The sequence below is a fragment of the Ruegeria profundi genome (assembly GCF_020171505.1).
GTDB lineage: Bacteria > Pseudomonadota > Alphaproteobacteria > Rhodobacterales > Rhodobacteraceae > Ruegeria > Ruegeria profundi.
In genome coordinates, this window is sequence record NZ_JAIUZS010000004.1 from 103393 (window position 1) to 122559 (window position 19167).

Annotated in this window: 20 protein-coding genes; 6 read left to right on the forward strand and 14 right to left on the reverse strand. The window is 58.7% G+C overall.

The window, feature by feature from the left end; all coding sequences use genetic code 11:
- The 10 genes from LCM21_RS10835 to LCM21_RS10880 form a co-directional block, all read right to left on the reverse strand.
- The gene (locus tag LCM21_RS10835; protein WP_224890627.1) at positions 1-177 is read right to left on the reverse strand and encodes a hypothetical protein; all 177 of its coding nucleotides are present in this window, start codon (positions 175-177) and stop codon (positions 1-3) included.
- 2 nt (positions 178-179) lie between these two features.
- Positions 180-782, reverse strand: a complete 603-nt coding sequence (locus LCM21_RS10840; RefSeq protein WP_224890628.1) for an NADH-quinone oxidoreductase subunit C — start codon at positions 780-782, stop codon at positions 180-182.
- An 11-nt stretch (positions 783-793) separates the two neighbouring features.
- Positions 794-1327 (reverse strand): NuoB/complex I 20 kDa subunit family protein, encoded by a 534-nt coding sequence (locus tag LCM21_RS10845; protein WP_068335556.1) that lies wholly within the window; start codon positions 1325-1327, stop codon positions 794-796.
- Positions 1318-1683, reverse strand: coding sequence for an NADH-quinone oxidoreductase subunit A (locus LCM21_RS10850; RefSeq protein WP_068335558.1), 366 nt, complete (start codon positions 1681-1683; stop codon positions 1318-1320). The genes LCM21_RS10845 and LCM21_RS10850 overlap by 10 nt, the downstream gene beginning before the upstream one ends.
- Positions 1684-1870: 187 nt before the next feature.
- Entirely contained in the window at positions 1871-2659 is a 789-nt protein-coding gene (locus LCM21_RS10855; protein WP_224890629.1) for a crotonase/enoyl-CoA hydratase family protein, read from the reverse strand.
- Between the two features lie 9 nt (positions 2660-2668).
- Positions 2669-3523: a hydroxymethylglutaryl-CoA lyase gene (locus LCM21_RS10860; protein WP_224890630.1), complete on the reverse strand. Its 855-nt coding sequence runs from the start codon at positions 3521-3523 to the stop codon at positions 2669-2671.
- A gap of 63 nt (positions 3524-3586) precedes the next feature.
- Positions 3587-5515, reverse strand: a complete 1929-nt coding sequence (locus LCM21_RS10865; RefSeq protein WP_224890631.1) for an acetyl/propionyl/methylcrotonyl-CoA carboxylase subunit alpha — start codon at positions 5513-5515, stop codon at positions 3587-3589.
- Between the two features lie 3 nt (positions 5516-5518).
- Positions 5519-5938: an ASCH domain-containing protein gene (locus LCM21_RS10870; RefSeq protein ID WP_068335565.1), complete on the reverse strand. Its 420-nt coding sequence runs from the start codon at positions 5936-5938 to the stop codon at positions 5519-5521.
- A gap of 5 nt (positions 5939-5943) precedes the next feature.
- Positions 5944-7548 carry a carboxyl transferase domain-containing protein gene (locus LCM21_RS10875; RefSeq protein WP_224890632.1) on the reverse strand — a complete coding sequence of 535 codons (1605 nt, stop codon included), beginning with the start codon at positions 7546-7548 and terminating at the stop codon, positions 5944-5946.
- A 2-nt stretch (positions 7549-7550) separates the two neighbouring features.
- Complete coding sequence (locus LCM21_RS10880) at positions 7551-9077, reverse strand: AMP-binding protein (protein WP_224890633.1); 1527 nt, start codon at positions 9075-9077, stop codon at positions 7551-7553.
- Positions 9078-9210: 133 nt separating this feature from the next.
- Here LCM21_RS10880 and LCM21_RS10885 point away from each other — a divergent pair, with 133 nt between their 5' ends.
- Entirely contained in the window at positions 9211-9816 is a 606-nt protein-coding gene (locus tag LCM21_RS10885; RefSeq protein ID WP_224890634.1) for an OmpW/AlkL family protein, read from the forward strand.
- Between the two features lie 44 nt (positions 9817-9860).
- Here the strand turns inward: LCM21_RS10885 and LCM21_RS10890 are convergent, their stop codons facing one another.
- The 3 genes from LCM21_RS10890 to LCM21_RS10900 form a co-directional block, all read right to left on the reverse strand.
- Positions 9861-11024 carry an isovaleryl-CoA dehydrogenase gene (locus LCM21_RS10890; RefSeq protein ID WP_068335571.1) on the reverse strand — a complete coding sequence of 388 codons (1164 nt, stop codon included), beginning with the start codon at positions 11022-11024 and terminating at the stop codon, positions 9861-9863.
- Positions 11025-11193: 169 nt separating this feature from the next.
- Positions 11194-12384, reverse strand: coding sequence for a DegT/DnrJ/EryC1/StrS family aminotransferase (locus LCM21_RS10895; protein ID WP_224890635.1), 1191 nt, complete (start codon positions 12382-12384; stop codon positions 11194-11196).
- 39 nt (positions 12385-12423) lie between these two features.
- Entirely contained in the window at positions 12424-13095 is a 672-nt protein-coding gene (locus tag LCM21_RS10900; protein ID WP_224890636.1) for an HAD-IA family hydrolase, read from the reverse strand.
- Between the two features lie 134 nt (positions 13096-13229).
- Between LCM21_RS10900 and glmU the strand changes: the two genes are divergently transcribed.
- The 4 genes from glmU to LCM21_RS10920 are packed head-to-tail and all read left to right on the forward strand — an operon-like array spanning position 13230 to position 17649.
- Positions 13230-14585, forward strand: a complete 1356-nt coding sequence (gene glmU, locus LCM21_RS10905; protein ID WP_224890637.1) for a bifunctional UDP-N-acetylglucosamine diphosphorylase/glucosamine-1-phosphate N-acetyltransferase GlmU — start codon at positions 13230-13232, stop codon at positions 14583-14585.
- A 3-nt stretch (positions 14586-14588) separates the two neighbouring features.
- Entirely contained in the window at positions 14589-16409 is a 1821-nt protein-coding gene (gene glmS, locus LCM21_RS10910) for a glutamine--fructose-6-phosphate transaminase (isomerizing) (RefSeq protein WP_224890638.1), read from the forward strand.
- Between the two features lie 3 nt (positions 16410-16412).
- On the forward strand, positions 16413-16955 hold the full coding sequence (locus tag LCM21_RS10915; RefSeq protein ID WP_224890639.1) for a pyridoxamine 5'-phosphate oxidase family protein: 543 nt from the start codon (positions 16413-16415) through the stop codon (positions 16953-16955).
- 7 nt (positions 16956-16962) lie between these two features.
- On the forward strand, positions 16963-17649 hold the full coding sequence (locus LCM21_RS10920; protein ID WP_224890640.1) for a DNA alkylation repair protein: 687 nt from the start codon (positions 16963-16965) through the stop codon (positions 17647-17649).
- Here the strand turns inward: LCM21_RS10920 and LCM21_RS10925 are convergent.
- Complete coding sequence (locus LCM21_RS10925; protein ID WP_224890641.1) at positions 17637-18068, reverse strand: hypothetical protein; 432 nt, start codon at positions 18066-18068, stop codon at positions 17637-17639. The genes LCM21_RS10920 and LCM21_RS10925 overlap by 13 nt on opposite strands.
- A gap of 90 nt (positions 18069-18158) precedes the next feature.
- On the opposite strand from LCM21_RS10925, the gene moaA reads away from it, so the two are divergent.
- Positions 18159-19166: a GTP 3',8-cyclase MoaA gene (moaA, locus tag LCM21_RS10930; RefSeq protein WP_224890642.1), complete on the forward strand. Its 1008-nt coding sequence runs from the start codon at positions 18159-18161 to the stop codon at positions 19164-19166.
- The last annotated feature ends 1 nt before the right edge of the window (position 19167 follow it).

Genomic DNA, 19167 nt, shown 5'->3' on the forward strand with positions numbered 1-19167 from the left:
TCAGTGGCGCTCCATCTCTTGCAACTTCAAGGCCATGATCCATAAAAGGATAAGCACGACCGGAGAGATGATGCATGCGAACGCCCAGTTCTTGTTGATCCCGAAATGCGGCAACAGCTTGGTCATCGGTACGACCGTCGCCACCACCAACACAATCCAGATCAGGAACTCAAACATGACTACGACTCCTGTTTTTCATCTCCAGGCAAAATGTAATTCGCACCCTCCCAAGGGCTCATGAAATCGAACTGACGATACTCCTGAACCAGACTGACAGGTTCATAGACAACCCGCTTTTGTGCCTCATCATACCGCACCTCGGTATATCCGGTGGTCGGGAAATCCTTGCGCAACGGATAGCCGCGGAAGCCATAGTCGGTCAGGATACGCCGCAGGTCGGGATGCCCTGAGAACAGGATGCCAAACATATCAAACACCTCACGCTCGAACCAGTTGGCCGAAGGGTGAATGTCAGTGATTGAAGGCACCATATCTTCTTCGCGGATCGAAACCCGCAGGCGAATACGCTGGTTTTGATACATCGACAGGAAATGGTAAACCACGTCGAACCGCTTGGGCCGTTCGGGGTAGTCCACACCGGTGATATCCACCAGCGTCGAGAATTTGCAGCTTTGGTCGGTTTTCAAAAACTCGACAAACTCCACAAGGCTTGACGGGGCCACATCGACGTTCAGCTCACCATGGGTCACATCCCAGGACAGAACGCAATCCGTCCGCTTCACCTCTAGCTGCGTGCCAAGTTCTTTGAGTGCTTCGCTCATCTGCCCTCTCCTCAGCGTACGATTGTGCCGGTGCGGCGGATTTTGCGTTGCAGCTGCATCAGGCCGTACAACAGCGCCTCAGCCGTTGGAGGGCAGCCGGGGACATAAATATCAACCGGAACGATGCGGTCACAGCCACGCACCACAGAGTACGAGTAGTGATAGTAACCACCCCCATTGGCGCAGGATCCCATTGAGATCACGTAACGCGGCTCAGGCATCTGATCATAGACCTTGCGCAGCGCTGGGGCCATCTTGTTGGTCAGCGTCCCCGCAACGATCATCACATCAGACTGGCGCGGGGAAGCGCGCGGTGCAATTCCGAACCGCTCAGCATCATACCGTGGCATCGAAGTGTGCATCATCTCGACCGCGCAACAGGCCAAACCGAATGTCATCCAATGGAGCGATCCGGTACGGGCCCAGTTGATGATGTCCTCGGACGATGTCAGCAGGAACCCTTTGTCCTGCAACTCGGCATTCAAGGCTTCGGTGGCGACCTCCTTGTCGACACCGGCAGTGTTTGCACCTGTCATCACTCCCATTCCAAGGCCCCCTTCTTCCATTCATAGGCAAAGCCGATGGTCAGAACGCCCAGGAACACCATCATTGACCAGAAACCCACATCGCTAATGTCCCGGAACCCAACGGCCCAGGGGAACAGAAAGGCGATTTCCAGATCAAAAATAATGAAGAGAATCGACACCAGATAGAATCGGACGTCGAACTTCATCCGCGCGTCGTCGAATGCGTTAAAGCCGCATTCATATGCACTGACCTTTTCAGGGTCGGGGTTACGTACAGCCAGAACCACAGCCGCCAGAATCAGGACGATCCCAAGGCCCACAGCAACGGCCAGAAACACCAGAATCGGGAGGTACTCCCGTAGCAGGTCTTCCACGAATAGCTCCTTTCCTGCGCAACCCAAACCGGGGGCGCCGTCAATTGGCGTGTTGACTGGCCATTCTCTATCCGCGCAGGATCAGGGGGTCAACCGAGCACAAACGCGCAGTGGCCTAATAACTCAGTTGTTTCCAGCAATAAAAAAGCTACATTTTTTATCCGAATTTAAACGCTGTTCTCGCGCGCTAGCCTTCATTGTTCCAAGAAGGCTTTCGTTTTTCAAAAAAAGCACTGATACCTTCGTGCGCTTCGGTGGTCTCCCACCGCTCGACCAGCGCCCGGATGGTCTGATCGATCACCAAATTGTCAATTGTCGGTCCCAGCGATCGCACCAGTGATTTGGCCGATGCCACCGCACCCGGAGCGCAAGAGAGATAGGGTAAGACTTCTTTTTCAACAGCCGCGCTCAGATCAGCGTAAGGCACCGCTTTGGCCAGCAAGCCAAGCTCAACGGCTTCGGCGGCGTCAAACAGCCGCGCTGACATAAAAACGCGCCGCGCGCGGGCTTCGCCCATACGGGCGATAACATAAGGGCCGATGGTGGCGGGAATCAGTCCTAGCCGCGTTTCGGTCAGACCCATTTTCAAGCCGATCGCGCCAATTGCCACGTCACAAACCGCGGCCAGCCCGACGCCACCACCAAACGCGTTGCCCTGCACGGCACCGATCAGGGGCCGGGACATGGTATTCAGTGCTTGCAACATCTCGGCCAGTTTGCGCGCCTCGGAAAACCGGGTTTCTGGATCAGCGGCCATCTGATCCCGCATCCAACCCAAATCACCGCCCGCGCAGAAGCTCTTGCCCGCTCCGGTCAGTACCACGGCACGCACCGCGTCGTCTTCACCCAATTGCCGAGCGGCCTGCGTCAACTCAGATATCATTTGCGCCGACATTGCGTTGTGCTTCTCGGCTCGGTTCAGGGTCAGGGTTGCTATCCCGCGTGCATCGGTCGAAAGCGAAATCGTTTCAAACATGGCTGTCCCTCACTCTGACCGCATGGCGCGGGCCATTTGCGCTGCCTCTTCTACAATTCCCAGATCAAGCCCGGTCTCATAACCCAGCCGCTCCAAATGCGCGACCACGGCCTCGGTCGCGACATTTCCGGCAGCTCCGGGCGCGTATGGGCACCCGCCCAACCCCCCGACAGCCGTATCAAAGCTACGAACGCCCAGCGCCAGTGCCGCGTCAATGTTGTCGATCGCGCGCCCGTTCGTGTCATGGAAATGCCCTGCAAGCCGGGTCACGGGAACACGCTCGCGCACGGCCAGCAACATATGAGCGATAGTATCCGGCGTGCCCTGCCCGATCGTGTCACCCAACGACACCTCGTAGCAGCCCAGCGCAAACAGGTGATCCGCGACCTCTGCCACCTTTTCCGGCGGTGTCGGGCCATCATACGGGCAGTCCGTCACGCAAGACACGTAACCCCGCACCGGCAGATCAATATGTCGCGCGGCCTCAAGGATAGGGGTGAACCGCTCAATCGACTCGGCAATCGTGGCGTTGATATTGGCTTTGGAAAACCCCTCGGACGCCGACGCAAATACCGCGATTTCATCTGCCTTGGCTGCAAGCGCATCCTCGTACCCGCGCATATTTGGGGTCAGCGCGGCGTAACGCACTCCGTCCGCCCGAGTGATCTTGGCCAAAACTTCGGCACTGCCCGCCATTTGCGGCACCCATTTAGGCGAGACGAAACTAGCCACTTCAATCCGGTTGAAGCCCGCACGGCTGAGGCAATTGATCAGGGCTACCTTTTCAGAAACCGCGATCTCGCGTTTTTCGTTCTGCAGACCATCGCGTGGACCTACCTCAAAAATATCGACTCGCTCGCCCATGGCTGCGCTCCTCCCAGCTTTGATCACCTCCGACAGTGCCACCCTAGGCGGCAGGCGTCGAAATCACTCTTCTTCCAGCCTGATCAACGCGGCACCGGCTTCAACCTGCCCGCCATTCTCGACCAATACCTCAGCCACTATTCCATCTCGGGCTGCCAGCAACGAATGCTCCATCTTCATGGCTTCGAGGACGGCCAGCCGATCCCCTTCGTTTACCGCCTGCCCAACCGAGGCAAACACGGCTTTCACCAGACCCGGCATGGGTGCCTCGATCACGTTGGTATCCCCCGCAGCAGTGGCATCACGGTCCAGCGGATCGACGATATCAAAGGCCTGTCCGTAGGCATCGAACACAGTGACCTGAGGCCCCGAAACCGAAACGCGCGGCATTGGCGCGCCGCCGATCAGCCAACCACCAGTGCTGCGTTCGGCGACAACGGTCTGCTCGCCAATCTGCCACATCTGACGATCGGGGCTTTCGACCTGAACATCCAGATCAATCACCTCGGGCGCCAAGAGCTGAACCGCCCGATGCAGCGGTGCCCACAGCGAGAACCCGGTTTCGTTGGTCGTCTCAACCAGACCGAGCGCGGTCATCGCGGCAGCCACACAGGTCGTGGCCGACACCGGCTCCTGCTGTGTCAGCGCCTCAAGATCACGCCCAATCAACCCTGTATCCACGTCACCGGCGGCGAAACCGTTGTGCCGCGTAAGCGCGCCAAGAAAAGCAAGGTTTGTGACAGTACCTGCTACCTCAGTCTGCTGCAGGGTCCGGTGCAATTGCTCGAGCGCAACCTCTCGCGTAGGGCCGTGGACGATGACCTTGGCGATCATCGGGTCATACCACGGGCTGATCGTGTCCCCCGCGCGCACCCCACTGTCGGCGCGACAGGCGGGTGGGAAGTGCAGATGCGTCAGAGTGCCCGTTGCAGGCAGAAAGCCCTTTGGCACGTCTTCGGCATAAAGCCGTGCCTCGAAAGCATGGCCCGAGATTGACAGGTCTTCCTGCCGTTTCGGCAAAGCCTCGCCTGACGCTACCCGCAACTGCCATTCGACTAGGTCAATACCCGTGATCGCTTCGGTCACCGGATGCTCTACTTGCAGGCGGGTATTCATCTCCATGAACCAGAAGCGATCCGGGCGCAGCCCGTCCGACGCATCCACGATGAACTCGACCGTTCCCGCACCTTTGTAGCCGATGGCTTCGGCCGCACGCACACCGGCCTGACCCATCGCCTCGCGCATCTCGGGCGTCATTCCGGGGGCCGGAGCCTCTTCGATCACTTTCTGATGGCGGCGTTGTAGCGAACAATCGCGTTCGAATAGATGCACCGCATGGGTGCCATCGCCAAAAACCTGCACTTCAATATGGCGCGGTTTGGCGACGAATTTTTCGACCAACACATCGTCATTGCCGAATGCGGTGCGCGCCTCACCACCGGCGCTATCCAGCGCGGCGGCGAAATCTTGGGGTCGCTCTACCAGGCGCATGCCTTTTCCACCGCCACCGGCGACGGCCTTGATCAGCACCGGATACCCAATGGTGTCGGCAGCCCCGGCCAGATGCTCGGGGTCCTGATTGTCACCGTGATAGCCCGGAACAACCGGAACGCCGGCCTGCTCCATCAGCACTTTGGCCGCGTCCTTTAGACCCATTTTGCGAATGGCATCCGCCGAAGGTCCGATGAACACCAGCCCAGCGGCCTCGACCGCATCGACGAATTTGGGATTTTCGGACAGGAAACCATACCCGGGATGTATCGCCTGCGCCCCTCTCTTTAGTGCGGCCTGAATAATCACGTCACCCTTCAGGTAACTCTCGGCCGGGGCCGCACCGCCAATGTGCACAGCCTCATCCGCCATCTGAACGTGCTTGGCCGTCGCATCCGCATCCGAGTAGACGGCCACGCAGGACACGCCCATGGATTGCGCCGTTTCCATGACCCGACAGGCAATCTCGCCCCGGTTGGCAATCAGGATTTTGTTGAACATCTTCTACCCCTCAACCGCCAGATCTTCTACAAGCCGGAACCGCTCGCACACCAGTTCCATCTCAGGTTCAAATCCACCGTTACGCTCAAAGTAACGCTGATGATCCCGGCGCCATCCTTCAAGGGTTTCGTTCTCACCCTCAGCCAAGGCGAAGTCTTCCGTCACATCGCAGTATCGACAGATCGATACCTCGACCGTTTCGATGACTAATGCCGGGCGACCGTCCCATTCCAAAGCAATATCCTGGCGTCCGACAACCGGCATATCGGGGCTGCCGTCGGGATAATCCCGACGCGCGCCACAGGTTGCTGTTTTCCGACCGGAGCGCACCAGTGCCAGCAACTCAGCGCTCAATTCCGCGCTATCACCGAATTTAAAGGTTTGCGCACCGGGATAGCGGGTCAATACGTCATTCAATGCCATGACAATCACATCCTGAACACGCCGAAACGTGTTTCCTCAATCGGGGCGTTCAAAGCAGCGCTGAGGGACAGGGCCAGCACATCGCGGCTTTTGCGCGGGTCGATGATGCCGTCATCCCACAACCGCGCCGAGGCATAGAGCGGATGGGACTGCTCTTCGAACATCTCAAGCGTCGGGCGCTTGAATTCAGCTTCTTCCTCGGGCGACCAAGTGCCGCCCTGCCGCTCGATCCCGTCACGCTTGACCGTGGCCAGAACACCCGCCGCCTGCTCTCCGCCCATCACGGAAATCCGTGAATTCGGCCAAGTCCACAGGAACCGCGGCTGATAGGCCCGGCCCGCCATGCCATAGTTTCCGGCCCCAAAAGAGCCTCCGACAAGCATCGTGATCTTCGGCACTGAGGTCGTCGCCACAGCAGTTACCATCTTGGCCCCATGCCGCGCGATGCCTTCGTTCTCATATTTCCGTCCGACCATAAAACCCGTGATGTTTTGCAGAAACACCAGCGGGATGCGACGCTGCGAGCAAAGCTCGACAAAATGTGCGCCCTTCTGCGCGGCCTCAGAAAACAGCACGCCGTTGTTGGCAATGATCCCGACCGGGCAGCCTTTGACATGGGCGAACCCGGTCACCAGCGTTTCCCCGAACCGAGGTTTGAACTCATCAAAGCGCGATCCATCGACCAGACGGGCGATCACCTCGCGAATATCATACGGCGTGCGCAAGTCTGCGGGGACAACGCCAAGGAGCTCCTCGGGGTCATAGGCCGGGTCTTCGGCGCTGGCCCAATCCACGGTCTGCGGCTTGTGCAGGTTCAGCGAACCAACTGCCCTCCGGGCCAGGGCCAGCGCATGTGCGTCATCCTCGGCCAGATAGTCCGCAACACCGGACAAACGGGTATGCACGTCGCCGCCGCCCAAATCCTCAGCCGTGACAACCTCGCCGGTTGCGGCCTTGACCAGAGGCGGCCCGGCCAGAAAAATCGTGCCCTGCTCTTTCACAATGATGGTCACGTCCGACATCGCAGGCACATACGCCCCGCCAGCCGTACAAGACCCCATCACCACAGCGATCTGAGGGATGCCCTTCGCGCTCATCCGCGCTTGGTTGTAGAAGATGCGGCCAAAGTGATCGCGGTCGGGAAAGACCTCATCCTGATTGGGCAGGTTCGCGCCGCCGCTGTCGACCAGATAGATGCAGGGCAGATGGTTTTCCTCAGCGATCTCCTGCGCGCGGAGGTGCTTCTTGACGGTCATCGGATAGTAGGTGCCGCCCTTCACGGTGGCGTCGTTGCACACCACCATAACCTCGCGCCCCTGAACCCGGCCAATGCCCGCAACGACCCCAGCGCTTGGCGCGGCATCGCCGTACATCCCATGCGCCGCCGTCGCGCCGATCTCCAAAAACGGAGACCCCGGATCAAGCAGGTTCGCCACCCGGCGACGCGGCAACATCTTGCCCCGCGATTCATGCCGCGCGCGGGATTTCTCCCCCCCGCCCATGCGGGCTGCTTCGGCAGCGGCAGAGATGTGCGCCAGCGCCTCCAGATGCGCCGCGCGATTTGCCTTGAAGCCGTCAGAGGCAAGCATGACTTTGGATGTGAGTTTCATTTCTATACCCTCAATTCCGCTCTCGCCCGCGCCTTTAATTCCTTGCGGATGACCTTACCCGTCACCGTCATCGGCAACTCCTTTAAGAATGCCACTTCTCGTGGATATGAATAATGCGCCAGGCGTTCTTTGACCCAATCCTGTAACTCATGCTCCGCAGCCTCAGCCTCTGGTTTCAAAACCACATAGGCTTTCACGATCTCGGTGCGCAGCGGGTCGGGCTTACCGACCACGCCGACGGTCGCCACTGCCGGATGGGTCAGCAGGCAATCCTCGATCTCGGCCGGGCCGATGCGATATCCGGCAGAGGTGATCACATCATCGTCGCGGCCCACGAAGCGCAGGTAGTCGCCCTCCCAAATGCCGCGGTCGCCGGTGATCAGCCAGTCGCCGCGGAACTTTTCAGCGGTGGCTTCAGGCCTGTTCCAGTATTCCAGCAGCATCGAGGCCGAGCCGCGCCGGATCGCTACGTCTCCCTCTTCGCTCGTCGGGTTGCCTTCCTTGTCAACAACCGCAACCTCATGCCCCGGCACGGGCTTGCCGATACAACCGGGTCGCACCGGGAAATCCACGGCGCAGGATGAAACGACCATATTGCATTCAGTCTGACCGTAGAATTCGTTGATCGTAAGCCCAAACGCCTTCTGCCCCCAGGCCAGCATCTCAGCCCCTAGTGGCTCCCCACCCGAAGCGACCGAGCGCAGACCGGGAATCGACTGGTCCGCTGCTTTCAGCATCCGAAGGGCGGTCGGTGGAAAGAACACGTTCCGCACGCCCCCACGCGCAATCACGTCAGCGCAGGCTTCGGGGGTGAATTTCTCAAGCCGCGCGGCGACCACCGGAATGCCCAGCGCCAAACCGGGCATCAACACGTCGAACAGCCCGCCAATCCAGGCCCAGTCGGCGGGTGTCCATAGGCAGTCGCCTTCCCGCAAATGATTGTGGCTGATCGAAACACCGGGCAAGTGGCCGGTCAGAACCCGATGGCCGTGCAGCGCGCCTTTAGGGCTGCCCGTGGTGCCAGAGGTATAAATTAGAACCGCAGGATCTTCGGGACCGGTATCCGCGAAGGGCAGCGGATCATCCGACGGCGCGATCTGGTCAACGACGACAGGTCGGGCCAGATCGCCTACCAACGCCGCCCCTTCGGTATCCGTCAACACAAGCGTGGCACCCGAATCCCCGATCCGCGACGCCAAGGCATCACACTTAAACAATTTGAACAACGGAACTGAGATCGCGCCGATCTTCCAGATTGCAAGATGTGCTGCCGCACACCAAGGAGATTGACTAAGAAGAACACCAACCCTGTCACCAGGCTGAACCTGCGTTTTCAGGTCATGCGCTATTCCGTCCGCCATGCGCTGCAATGCGCCATAAGTGATGGCCTCACAACCACCGCCGGTCAGATCGATGATCGCAACACGATCCTCGGGCTGAGAAAAACACTGCCGCGCCATGTTCAGCCTGTCGGGGATTAACCAGCCCCCATCTTTTTGCATCCCCGGTATGCAATCAGCGGGAGGCATTTTGAAAATCCTTTATTTCCAATGCATTACAATCAAGCGCGGTTCGAAGGGGTACGCCCACTTGATGTAGATCAGAGTTTACCCGACCGCACCTGTGCAAAACACACCCATCAACATATTCAAGGGCCATAAAATGACCAAAAAACTCGTTGCTTTGACGCTCTCCACCGCGCTTGTTGCGCTCGCCGCCCCCACCTTCGCCCAGAATCAAGGTGACTGGACCGTTGGTGTCGGTGTTGGCTACCTTGATCCCAAATCCGACAACGGCACATTGGCTGGATTCGACGCCGAAGTGGATGCAGACACCAGCGCGATCTTTACTGTCGAGTACTTCGTCCGCGATAATCTGGGTGTCGAACTGTTGGCCGCCACGCCTTTCAGCCATGAGGTCACTTTGGGCGGCAGCGTCGATGCCGGGTCGGTCAAGCATCTGCCCCCGACCTTGTCTCTGAATTATCATTTCCCGACGAACAGCGTATGGAAGCCCTACGTTGGCGCCGGCATCAACTACACCATCTTCTTTGACGAAAGTTCGCCCCTGGGTGATCTGGAGGTCGATGACTCGGTCGGTGTCGCGGTTCAGGCCGGTTTGGACTACATGGTCTCTGAAAACGGTGCCGTTCGTCTGAATGTCCGCTGGTTCGACATCGACTCGGACGTCAAACTGGACGGAAACGATATCGGCACTGCCGAAATCGATCCCTGGCTGGTCGGCATATCCTACGTCCATCGCTTCTGAACCTTCTTCAAGACGCCCCGTCACATTCTGGCGGGGCGTTTTCCTCAGGTCATCTCGTTCATCATTTCGCGCCCAATCAGCATCCGGCGGATTTCGCTGGTGCCCGCGCCGATCTCCATAAGCTTTGCGTCGCGAAAAATGCGGCTGACCGCCGAATCTGACAGGAACCCGGCTCCACCCATCGCTTGAACGGCCTGATGCGCCTGCACCATCGCCTGTTCCGAGGCATAAAGACAACACGCCGCTGCATCCTGACGGGTCACATCACCCCGGTCACATGCCTTTGCGACCTCGTAAACATAAGCCCGCGCGGAATTCATCGCCGTGTACATATCGGCGATCTTACCTTGCATCAGTTGAAAGCTGCCAATCGGCTTGCCGAATTGCTTGCGCTCGGCCAAATACGGCATGATCTCATCCAGGCAGGCGGCCATGATCCCGGTTCCGATCCCGGCCAGAACCACACGTTCATAATCCAGACCGGACATCAGAACAGCAACGCCCTTGCCCTCTTCACCCAAGACGTTTTCAAACGGCACCTCGACATCTTCGAAAATCAGCTCGGCCGTGTTTGAACCCCGCATTCCCAGCTTGTCGAAATGAGGCGAGGTCGAGAACCCCTTCATCTCTTTCTCGATCAGAAACGCGGTTATTCCTTTTGAACCTGCATCCGGATCGGTCTTGGCATAAACCACCAGCGTATCCGCGTCCGGCCCGTTCGTAATCCAGTATTTGTTGCCGTTCAGGCGGTAGTGATCGTTGCGCTTTTCCGCGCGCAGTTTCATCGAAACCACGTCAGAACCGGCCGAGGCTTCGGACATCGCCAGCGCGCCCACATGTTCGCCCGAGATAAGACGCGGCAGGTACTTTGCTTTCTGCGCGTCATCGCCGTTCAGCTTAATCTGATTGACGCAAAGGTTCGAATGCGCCCCGTAAGACAGCGAGACCGAGGCCGAGGCCCGCGCGACCTCTTCCACAGCAACCGTATGGGCAAGATACGACATCCCCGCGCCGCCATATTCCTCGGGCACTGTAATACCAAGCAAGCCGAGATCGCCCATTTCTTTCCAAAGCTCATTCGGAAAAGCGTTAGACGCGTCGACATCGGCCGCCATCGGCTTGACCCGCTCCTGCGCCCAGCGATGCACCATCTCGCGCAAGGCATTCACGTCTTCGCCAAGATCGAATTGCATTGTGGCCGTGAACATTCGCGATCTCCTCCTTCGCATAAATGAACATACGTTCAATAAATTGATATCAGCCTGATCAAGCCGGGTCAACGATCCTCTGCAGCATGCCGATCAAAAAACGCAGACAACCGCCCACAAAGGGCGGCTGCAAAAAACTGAGCGTGCGCTGAAAGCGCACTCAATTGGATCAAGACTGATAGACCGCGCCGACCTCGGCCCGGATGATGCGCGCGATCAGGCGGCAATCATCCAGTGAAAAGGTAAGAGGCACGCGCATATCCATGACACCGGCGAGGATGCGGTCACTGGCTGGAAGCGGTTCACTATCCGCATAGCGCCAACTGTCATAGCGCGAGGTAAAACCCGTCGGCTCGGCCCCACCGAACCACTTCAACTCAACTCCTCGGGCCGCGCAGCGCCGGATGACCTCGGCTATACGTTCGGGCGACCAATCAAGCAGCAGGAACTGGATGGACGAGCCGACAAAGGTTTCTTGCGGTGGGCGCTCAACGATGGTTAGTCCGGGCGTGTTTCGAAGGCCGGCTTCAATCTCGTGATAGCGTTCGTTCCAGCGCCGCACCTGTCGGTCCAGATCGCGCAATTGAGGGCGCAGGATCGCGGCGCGCAGGTTGTCCATGCGTCCAGATACATTTGGGGTGGTGTATTTGATCCTTTCAAAAACTTCGGGACCCGGCGCGGCCAAATGGCGCTCGTACAGCATGTAAGAGCCTGACAGCATCGTAGCCTTGGCCGCAATCTCTTCGTGATCGGTGATCAGCAGACCACCCTCGCCGGAATTGACATGCTTATAGGTTTGGCAGGAATAGCACCCGATCGCACCCTGACGCCCCGACATCTGGCCGCGCCATGCGGCACCCATTGTGTGGGCGCAATCCTCGATCACCGTGACGCCGGCGGTATCACACATCTGCATCAGCCGATCCATATCGCACAAGTGCCCGCGCATATGGCTCAGCATCAGCACACGCGCCTGATGCAGCTTTGCCTCAAGATCATCCAGATCAATGGTGAGGTTTTCGGTCACGCCCACAAAGATCGGCTTGGCCCCGACCGAAGCAATCGACCCGGGCACCGGGGCGAGCGTGAAGGCGTTGGTCAGAACCGGATCACCCGGCTTGACCCCAACGGCCCGCAACGCGGTCGCCAAAGCATAGCCCCCGGACGACACAGCCAAGCAGTATTTTGCCCCCATATGGGCCGCAAATTCCCGCTCCAGAAGCGCGGTCTCGCCCAATTCACCGGGTACAATATTGTAACGGTGCAATCGTCCGTGACGCAGCACGGCCATCGCGGCCTCGATTGCCTCTTCGGGGATGGGTTCCTGCTGGGTGAAGCTGCCAGTGAATGTCTCGGTCATAAGCATGTTGTGGTGCTGCCGGGTGTCTGGGTCAAGGGATCAAGCCGCCGCACCGATCAGACCGGTGACGAGGTCAGGCAGATCGTCGAAATGATGCAACAGGGCTTCGGGCTCCAGTGCGGCCATATCGTCGCCGGATGGGCCAAACGTCACCAGGACCGAGGGCACACCCGCCGCCCGCGCCGTGTTCCTGTCAGTGTCCGAGTCGCCGATCAGCACACACCAATCCGGATGTCCGCCCGCCCGACGCGCAGCCTCGCGCAGCGGTTCCGGATCGGGTTTGCGCACTGGCAGCGTGTCGGCCCCCACAAGCGAGGCGAACTGATCACGCACCCCCATCTGGGTCAGTAACTGTTCTGCAAGTGCCTCTGGCTTATTGGTGCAGATACCCACGCCATAACCGGCAGATTTCAGCATCTCGACCGCTTCCAGCGCACCGGGATAGAAATGTGTATGGGTGTCGATGGCCTGCGAATAAGCCTGCAGTAACGTTGGATAATATGTATTAACAGTGCCCTCATCGTAGGCGCCGACCCGTTTCAGCCCATAGGTCAGCATCATCCGCCCGCCCCGCAATGCGACTGCCGCATCCTGCTCACGGCTCAGAACATCCCCATACCCCATCTGACGAAAACAGTGGTTCGCGGCGGCCAGCAAATCGCCCGATGTATCAGCCAAGGTTCCGTCCAAATCAAAGATAACCGTTCGCATGATACCTCCTGCCTCGGTGGATTTTTGCCGTATCGTGTTGCAAACGGTAATCTTGTTTGATGGCTGAACCGCTTGCGCCTTTACCCTCAGCGGATAAAACGGACGCCAACAAAACACAAAGAGAAATCGTTTTCATGAGCACTGCCCTTGTCATCCTTGCCGCAGGAAAAGGCACCAGGATGAAGTCGGATCTTCCAAAGGTTCTGCATTCCATAGCCCAAACGCCGATGCTGGTTCACGCCATGCGCGCGGGGGCCAGTCTTTCTCCGGCGCGTACCGTTATCGTGGCCGGCCACGGGGCCGAAGCCGTTGAAAAAACCGCGAAGGCAGAAGATGAAAGCGCAATCGTTGTGCGTCAGACGGAACAGCTTGGCACCGCTCATGCAGTCGCGCAGGCGCGCGAGGCTCTTGCAGGATTTGATGGTGACGTGATCGTCTTGTACGGCGATACGCCTTTTATCGAACCAGACACCTTGCGCCGAATGATCGACGCGCGGGCCTCGCATGACTTGGTGATGCTGGGTTTTGACATTGCCGAGGTTCAACCCCGGTACGGTCGCTTGATCATGGATGGCGATCGGCTAGAAAAGATCGTCGAATACAAAGACGCCACCGAGGAACAGCGCGCTATTCGGTTCACCAACAGTGGACTGCTGGCCTGCAACGCCGCGCTTTTGTTCGACCTGATCGACCAGGTCAGCAACGAAAATGCCTCGGGTGAGTACTACCTGACTGAGATCGTCTCCCTCGCCAATGCACGCGGTCTGAGCGCCACCGCGATCAAGTGTGCTGAATCCGAAACTCTGGGCGTGGACTCTCGCGCGGACCTTGCTGCTGCGGATGCTGAATTCCAGGCCCGGGCGCGTGCTGACCTGTTGGATGTAGGTGTTACCCTGATGGCCCCTGATACCGTCTACTTGGCGGCAGATACCGTCATCGGCCGCGACACAGTGATCGAACCAAACGTGGTCTTCGGCCCCGGCGTCACAGTCGAAAGTGGCGCGACCATCCGGGCGTTTTCGCACCTGGAGGGCTGCCACGTCAGCCGCGGCGCGATTGTAGGCCCATACGCACGCCTGCGCCCCGGCACTGAACTGGCCGAAAACACCCGCATCGGCAACTTCGTGGAAATCAAAAACGCTGAGATTGCCGAAGGCGCCAAGGTCAATCACCTCAGCTACATCGGTGATGCATCGGTGGGCGCTGCCACAAATATCGGCGCGGGCACGATCACCTGTAACTATGATGGCGTCATGAAGCACCGCACCACGATTGGTCAGAATGTATTTGTCGGCTCGAACACCATGTTGGTGGCCCCCGTAACCGTGGGCGATGGCGCAATGACGGCAACCGGCACAGTCGTTACACGCGATGTTGAGCCCGATGCACTGGCCGTGGCCCGCGCCAAGCAGGACAACAAGCCCGGCTATGCGCGCAAATTGTTTGACATGCTAAAGGCGAAGAAGGCTCGCCGCGACAAAGGAGCCTGATCCATGTGTGGAATCGTAGGTGTATTGGGCGATCACGAGGCCGCCCCCATTCTGGTCGAGGCTTTGAAACGGCTTGAATATCGTGGCTATGACAGTGCGGGTATAGCAACGGTCAATGATGGCGTTCTTGGGCGCCGCCGTGCGGTGGGCAAGCTGGTCAACCTCAGCGATTTGTTGGTGCATGATCCCCTGCCCGGAAAATCCGGCATCGGTCATACGCGCTGGGCCACTCACGGCGCACCCTCCGTGACCAACGCACATCCGCATCAGGCCGGACCAGTGGCCGTTGTGCACAACGGAATTGTCGAGAACTACCGCGAGCTTCGCGCCGAACTGGCCGAGAACGGCGTGAATTTCGTTACCGAGACGGACACCGAAACAGTCGCCCTGATGGCCGCGCACTACCTCGACGCTGGCCTTTCCCCGGTTGATGCCGCGTTCAAGACCATCAACCGACTGAAAGGGGCGTTTGCTTTGGCCTTTCTGTTCAACGGTGAAGATGACCTGATCGTGGCGGCGCGCAAGGGCTCTCCCCTCGCAATCGGGCATGGGGTGGGTGAGATGTTCGTAGGATCGGACGCCATTGCGCTGGCCCCGTTAACCGACCGCATCACTTACCTTGAGGAAGGCGACCGCGCGGTGGTAACGCGCACCTCGCTTGAAATCCGAAACGAGGCCGGTGAACTGGCGAACCGCAAAACCCGCCAGATCAAGCTGGATCAGACACGCGCGGACAAAGCGGGCCATAAACACTTCATGGCCAAGGAAATCGCTGAGCAACCTGTGGTAGTGGCCGAGGCTATCCGATCTTACCTGCCCACGGGCGGGGACGAGGTTGTTCTTCCGGGCAATCTTGATTTCTCCAAGCTGGACCGCCTTACAATGGTCGCCTGCGGTACAGCGTTCTATGCCTGCCTGACGGCGAAGTACTGGTTCGAACGTCTGGCCAAAATGCCCGTTGAGGTCGATATCGCCAGTGAATTCCGGTACCGCGAACCTCCGATTCCCGACCGAACGGCGGCTCTTTTTGTGAGCCAGTCGGGTGAAACCGCCGATACTCTGGCCGCGCTGCGCTATTGCGAAGGTAAGGCTGACAAGATCGTGTCGGTGATCAACGTCCCCGAAAGCTCAATCGCTCGGGAAAGCGACATCGCCCTGCCAATCCATGCGGGGGTCGAGATTGGTGTTGCGTCAACCAAGGCCTTCACCTGCCAACTCAGCGTGTTGCTGATGTTGGCTTTGAAAGCAGCCGCTGACCGGGGCACGTTGAGCGATGAGGATTTGGCCGACCATGCCGCCGCGCTGCGTGGCTTGCCAACGGCGCTGAACACGGCGCTGGATCAGGACCCCGCCATCAAGAAATCCGCCCAGCGCTTGTCCGAAGCGCGCGACGTGCTGTTCCTGGGTCGCGGCCTGATGTATCCGCTAGCGATGGAGGGTGCGCTGAAACTCAAGGAAATCAGCTATATCCACGCCGAAGGTTATGCTTCGGGCGAACTTAAGCACGGCCCCATCGCCCTGATCGACAAGCACATGCCGGTGGTTGTGATGGCACCGCGCGATGCGGTGTTCGACAAGTCCGTTTCAAACATGCAAGAGGTCATGGCGCGCAAGGGCAAAGTCATTCTGGTTTCAGACGATGACGGCATTGCCGAAGCCGGGGATGGCACCTGGAGCACAATTCGAATGCCTCATATCCATCCAAGCCTGGCTCCGATCCTCTATTCGATTCCAGCGCAGCTGCTGGCCTATCACACGGCAATCGCCAAGGGCACTGATGTGGACCAGCCCCGAAATCTGGCGAAATCAGTTACGGTGGAGTGAACCATGGCCAAGCAATTCCCGGAACTGCAAGACGCCCACAGCAAGTTCATCGAAGAGCAGCACATGTTCTTCGTTGGCACTGCCGCTCCGGATGGGCGAGTAAATATCTCGCCTAAGGGGATGGAATCCCTGCGCGTTCTGGGACCCAGTCGTATCGTTTGGATGAACCTGACCGGCAGTGGCAATGAAACAGCCGGGCACCTGCTAGAGACCAACCGCATGACCCTGATGTGGTGCTCCTTCACCACGCGGCCCATGATCCTGCGGGCCTACGGCACAGCTCGTACGCTGCATGTCGGAGACGTGGGCTGGGATGAAATGGCTGATCTGTTTCCCAGTCATCGCAGCGCGCGGCAGATATACGACTTGGAGATTGATCTGGTCCAAACCTCCTGTGGCTACGCGGTGCCGTTCATGGAATACCAATCTGATCGTGACACAATGCAGAAATGGGTTGATTCAAAGTCCGATGACGATATCCGTGCCTATTGGGTGGAAAAGAACCAACAAACCATTGATGGCAAGCCTACGCGCTTGGCCAAATGACGAACGGATGCTGAAAACCTATCTCGACCAGATCAAGGTACACGCTGATCCAAAGCGCGCTGTGCAAATGGCGGCCTACCACAAGGTCGACCGCCCTTACCTTGGTGTTGCAAATCCCGTTCTGAACGACCTGACAAAAGCCTGGCGTAAGGAGCTGGACGTGCCCGCGCGCGTGGAATTGGCAGACGCCCTTTGGCAAACCAACATTCATGAGGGCAGGCTGGCCGCTGCGAAACTGCTGACACAAGCGCGCATTCGCCCGGATGAGGCAGTCTGGGCGCTGTTGCAAAGCTGGCTATCCGATTTCGATGCCTGGGCCGTGGCGGATCACGCGTGCATGGCTATGCAGAAACGTCTGTCAGCCGACCCGGTCCGGTTGGATCAGGTCGAACTCTGGACGACCTCGGACCATATGTGGACCCGACGCGCGGCGCTGGTGGCCACGCTGCCTTGGACCAAGCAGAACCACCCCAAACCCGACGACTTGGCTCGGCGCGACCGCATCCTTGGGTGGGCTGCAGGTTACGTACCCGACCGCGATTGGTTCATTCAAAAGGCCATCGCGTGGTGGCTGCGCGAGTTGTCAAAACACGACGCACCAAGAGTGGTTGCTTTTCTGGCCGAACACGGAAGCGCGATGAAACCTTTTGCCCGTCGCGAGGCCGGGAAATACCTGAAAGATCAGTTGGAATAGACCTCAAGTTCAACCAATTCGTCGAAGGGCAACAAAAGGGCACGCATCGCGTCAAGGGACAGCCGACTGCCACCGCTTTCTGGCCCTCTGGCAGGGACCAGCGTGATGTAGGCCTGCGATCCGGTTCTTGGGACCACGACCCGCCCGGTGAATTCGGTATCAACCAAAGGAGTCTCTAGCCACCGGCCCGGCGTGGTCGGATCACCCAACCCGGCGATGGTCGTCTTTGCCCCGACCCAGCCAACGGCTGTGGCCGCAACGGGCTCGGGCGCAACGGGTTCTTCCACCACGGCCTCTTCAACCGCGACGTCATCCGCCTCGGGCGGGGTTTGGTCCCCACCAAAGACGCGGTCTGTCGTTGAGCGAACGGTGTCGCACCCGCACACGAGAACACATAGAGTGATTAGTACATACTTCATGCAGTCAGCTTATCTCTCCACGCGCATCGGTGCCAGCGCAAAGGAAACTTCGCTCTTGTCGTTGGCGACCCTCGCCTTTACCTATATCGCATGACTGCTCCGCTTATTGACCCGTTCGCACGTGCGATCACTTATCTTCGCGTCTCTGTCACGGACCGATGCGATTTCCGCTGTGTTTACTGCATGTCCGAGGACATGAAGTTTTTGCCGAAAAAGGACCTGCTTACGCTGGAAGAGTTGGACCGCATGTGTTCGACCTTTGTGAAGATGGGGGTTGAAAAGCTGCGCATCACCGGTGGCGAACCGCTTGTGCGCCGCAATATCATGTCGTTTTTCAATAGCATGACCCGACATCTTGATAGTGGCGCGTTGAAAGAGCTGACGCTGACCACCAACGGTTCACAGCTGCATCGTTTTGCCGACGATCTGTATGCGGCGGGTGTGCGCCGTGTGAACGTATCGCTGGACACGCTGGACGAAGACAAGTTTGCCAAGGTGACCCGCTGGGGTCGCCTGAAACAGGTGCTGAACGGGATCGACGCAGCGCAGAAGGCCGGGCTGCGGATAAAGATCAACGCCGTGGCCCTCAAGGGGTTCAACGAAGAAGAACTGCCCTTGATCACGAAATGGTGCGCCCAACGGGATATGGATCTGACCTGGATCGAGGTCATGCCAATGGGCGATATCGGCAACGAAGATCGCCTGGACCAGTATTGGTCTCTCAAAGATGTGCGCCAGGAATACGAGAACCATTACACCGTCAGTGATCTGGCCGAGCGGTCCGGCGGGCCGGCGCGCTATGTACGGCTTGAAGAAACTGGCCAAAAGATCGGTTTCATCACACCGCTGTCCCACAATTTCTGTGAAAGCTGCAACCGCGTGCGGCTGACCTGCACGGGCGAGCTGTATATGTGTCTCGGGCAGGAAGACATGGCCGACCTGCGCGCACCCCTGCGCGATCACCCCGACACTGAACAGCCATTGGAAGAGGCGATCCGCGCGGCGATCAACCTGAAACCCAAGGGCCACGCTTTCGACTACTCCCGCCAAACGGTCGACGGCAAGATGAGCCGCCACATGAGCCACACAGGCGGCTGAT

Coding starts and splice junctions, on each gene's coding strand:
- LCM21_RS10835 (WP_224890627.1), bottom strand. CDS start 177: ATGTTTGAGTTCCTGATCTGGATTGTGTTGGTGGTGGCGACGGTCGTA.
- LCM21_RS10840 (WP_224890628.1), bottom strand. CDS start 782: ATGAGCGAAGCACTCAAAGAACTTGGCACGCAGCTAGAGGTGAAGCGG.
- LCM21_RS10845 (WP_068335556.1), bottom strand. CDS start 1,327: ATGGGAGTGATGACAGGTGCAAACACTGCCGGTGTCGACAAGGAGGTC.
- LCM21_RS10855 (WP_224890629.1), bottom strand. CDS start 2,659: ATGTTTGAAACGATTTCGCTTTCGACCGATGCACGCGGGATAGCAACC.
- LCM21_RS10860 (WP_224890630.1), bottom strand. CDS start 3,523: ATGGGCGAGCGAGTCGATATTTTTGAGGTAGGTCCACGCGATGGTCTG.
- LCM21_RS10865 (WP_224890631.1), bottom strand. CDS start 5,515: ATGTTCAACAAAATCCTGATTGCCAACCGGGGCGAGATTGCCTGTCGG.
- LCM21_RS10870 (WP_068335565.1), bottom strand. CDS start 5,938: ATGGCATTGAATGACGTATTGACCCGCTATCCCGGTGCGCAAACCTTT.
- LCM21_RS10875 (WP_224890632.1), bottom strand. CDS start 7,548: ATGAAACTCACATCCAAAGTCATGCTTGCCTCTGACGGCTTCAAGGCA.
- LCM21_RS10880 (WP_224890633.1), bottom strand. CDS start 9,077: ATGCCTCCCGCTGATTGCATACCGGGGATGCAAAAAGATGGGGGCTGG.
- LCM21_RS10885 (WP_224890634.1), top strand. CDS start 9,211: ATGACCAAAAAACTCGTTGCTTTGACGCTCTCCACCGCGCTTGTTGCG.
- LCM21_RS10890 (WP_068335571.1), bottom strand. CDS start 11,024: ATGTTCACGGCCACAATGCAATTCGATCTTGGCGAAGACGTGAATGCC.
- LCM21_RS10895 (WP_224890635.1), bottom strand. CDS start 12,384: ATGACCGAGACATTCACTGGCAGCTTCACCCAGCAGGAACCCATCCCC.
- LCM21_RS10900 (WP_224890636.1), bottom strand. CDS start 13,095: ATGCGAACGGTTATCTTTGATTTGGACGGAACCTTGGCTGATACATCG.
- glmU (WP_224890637.1), top strand. CDS start 13,230: ATGAGCACTGCCCTTGTCATCCTTGCCGCAGGAAAAGGCACCAGGATG.
- glmS (WP_224890638.1), top strand. CDS start 14,589: ATGTGTGGAATCGTAGGTGTATTGGGCGATCACGAGGCCGCCCCCATT.
- LCM21_RS10915 (WP_224890639.1), top strand. CDS start 16,413: ATGGCCAAGCAATTCCCGGAACTGCAAGACGCCCACAGCAAGTTCATC.
- LCM21_RS10920 (WP_224890640.1), top strand. CDS start 16,963: ATGCTGAAAACCTATCTCGACCAGATCAAGGTACACGCTGATCCAAAG.
- LCM21_RS10925 (WP_224890641.1), bottom strand. CDS start 18,068: ATGAAGTATGTACTAATCACTCTATGTGTTCTCGTGTGCGGGTGCGAC.
- moaA (WP_224890642.1), top strand. CDS start 18,159: ATGACTGCTCCGCTTATTGACCCGTTCGCACGTGCGATCACTTATCTT.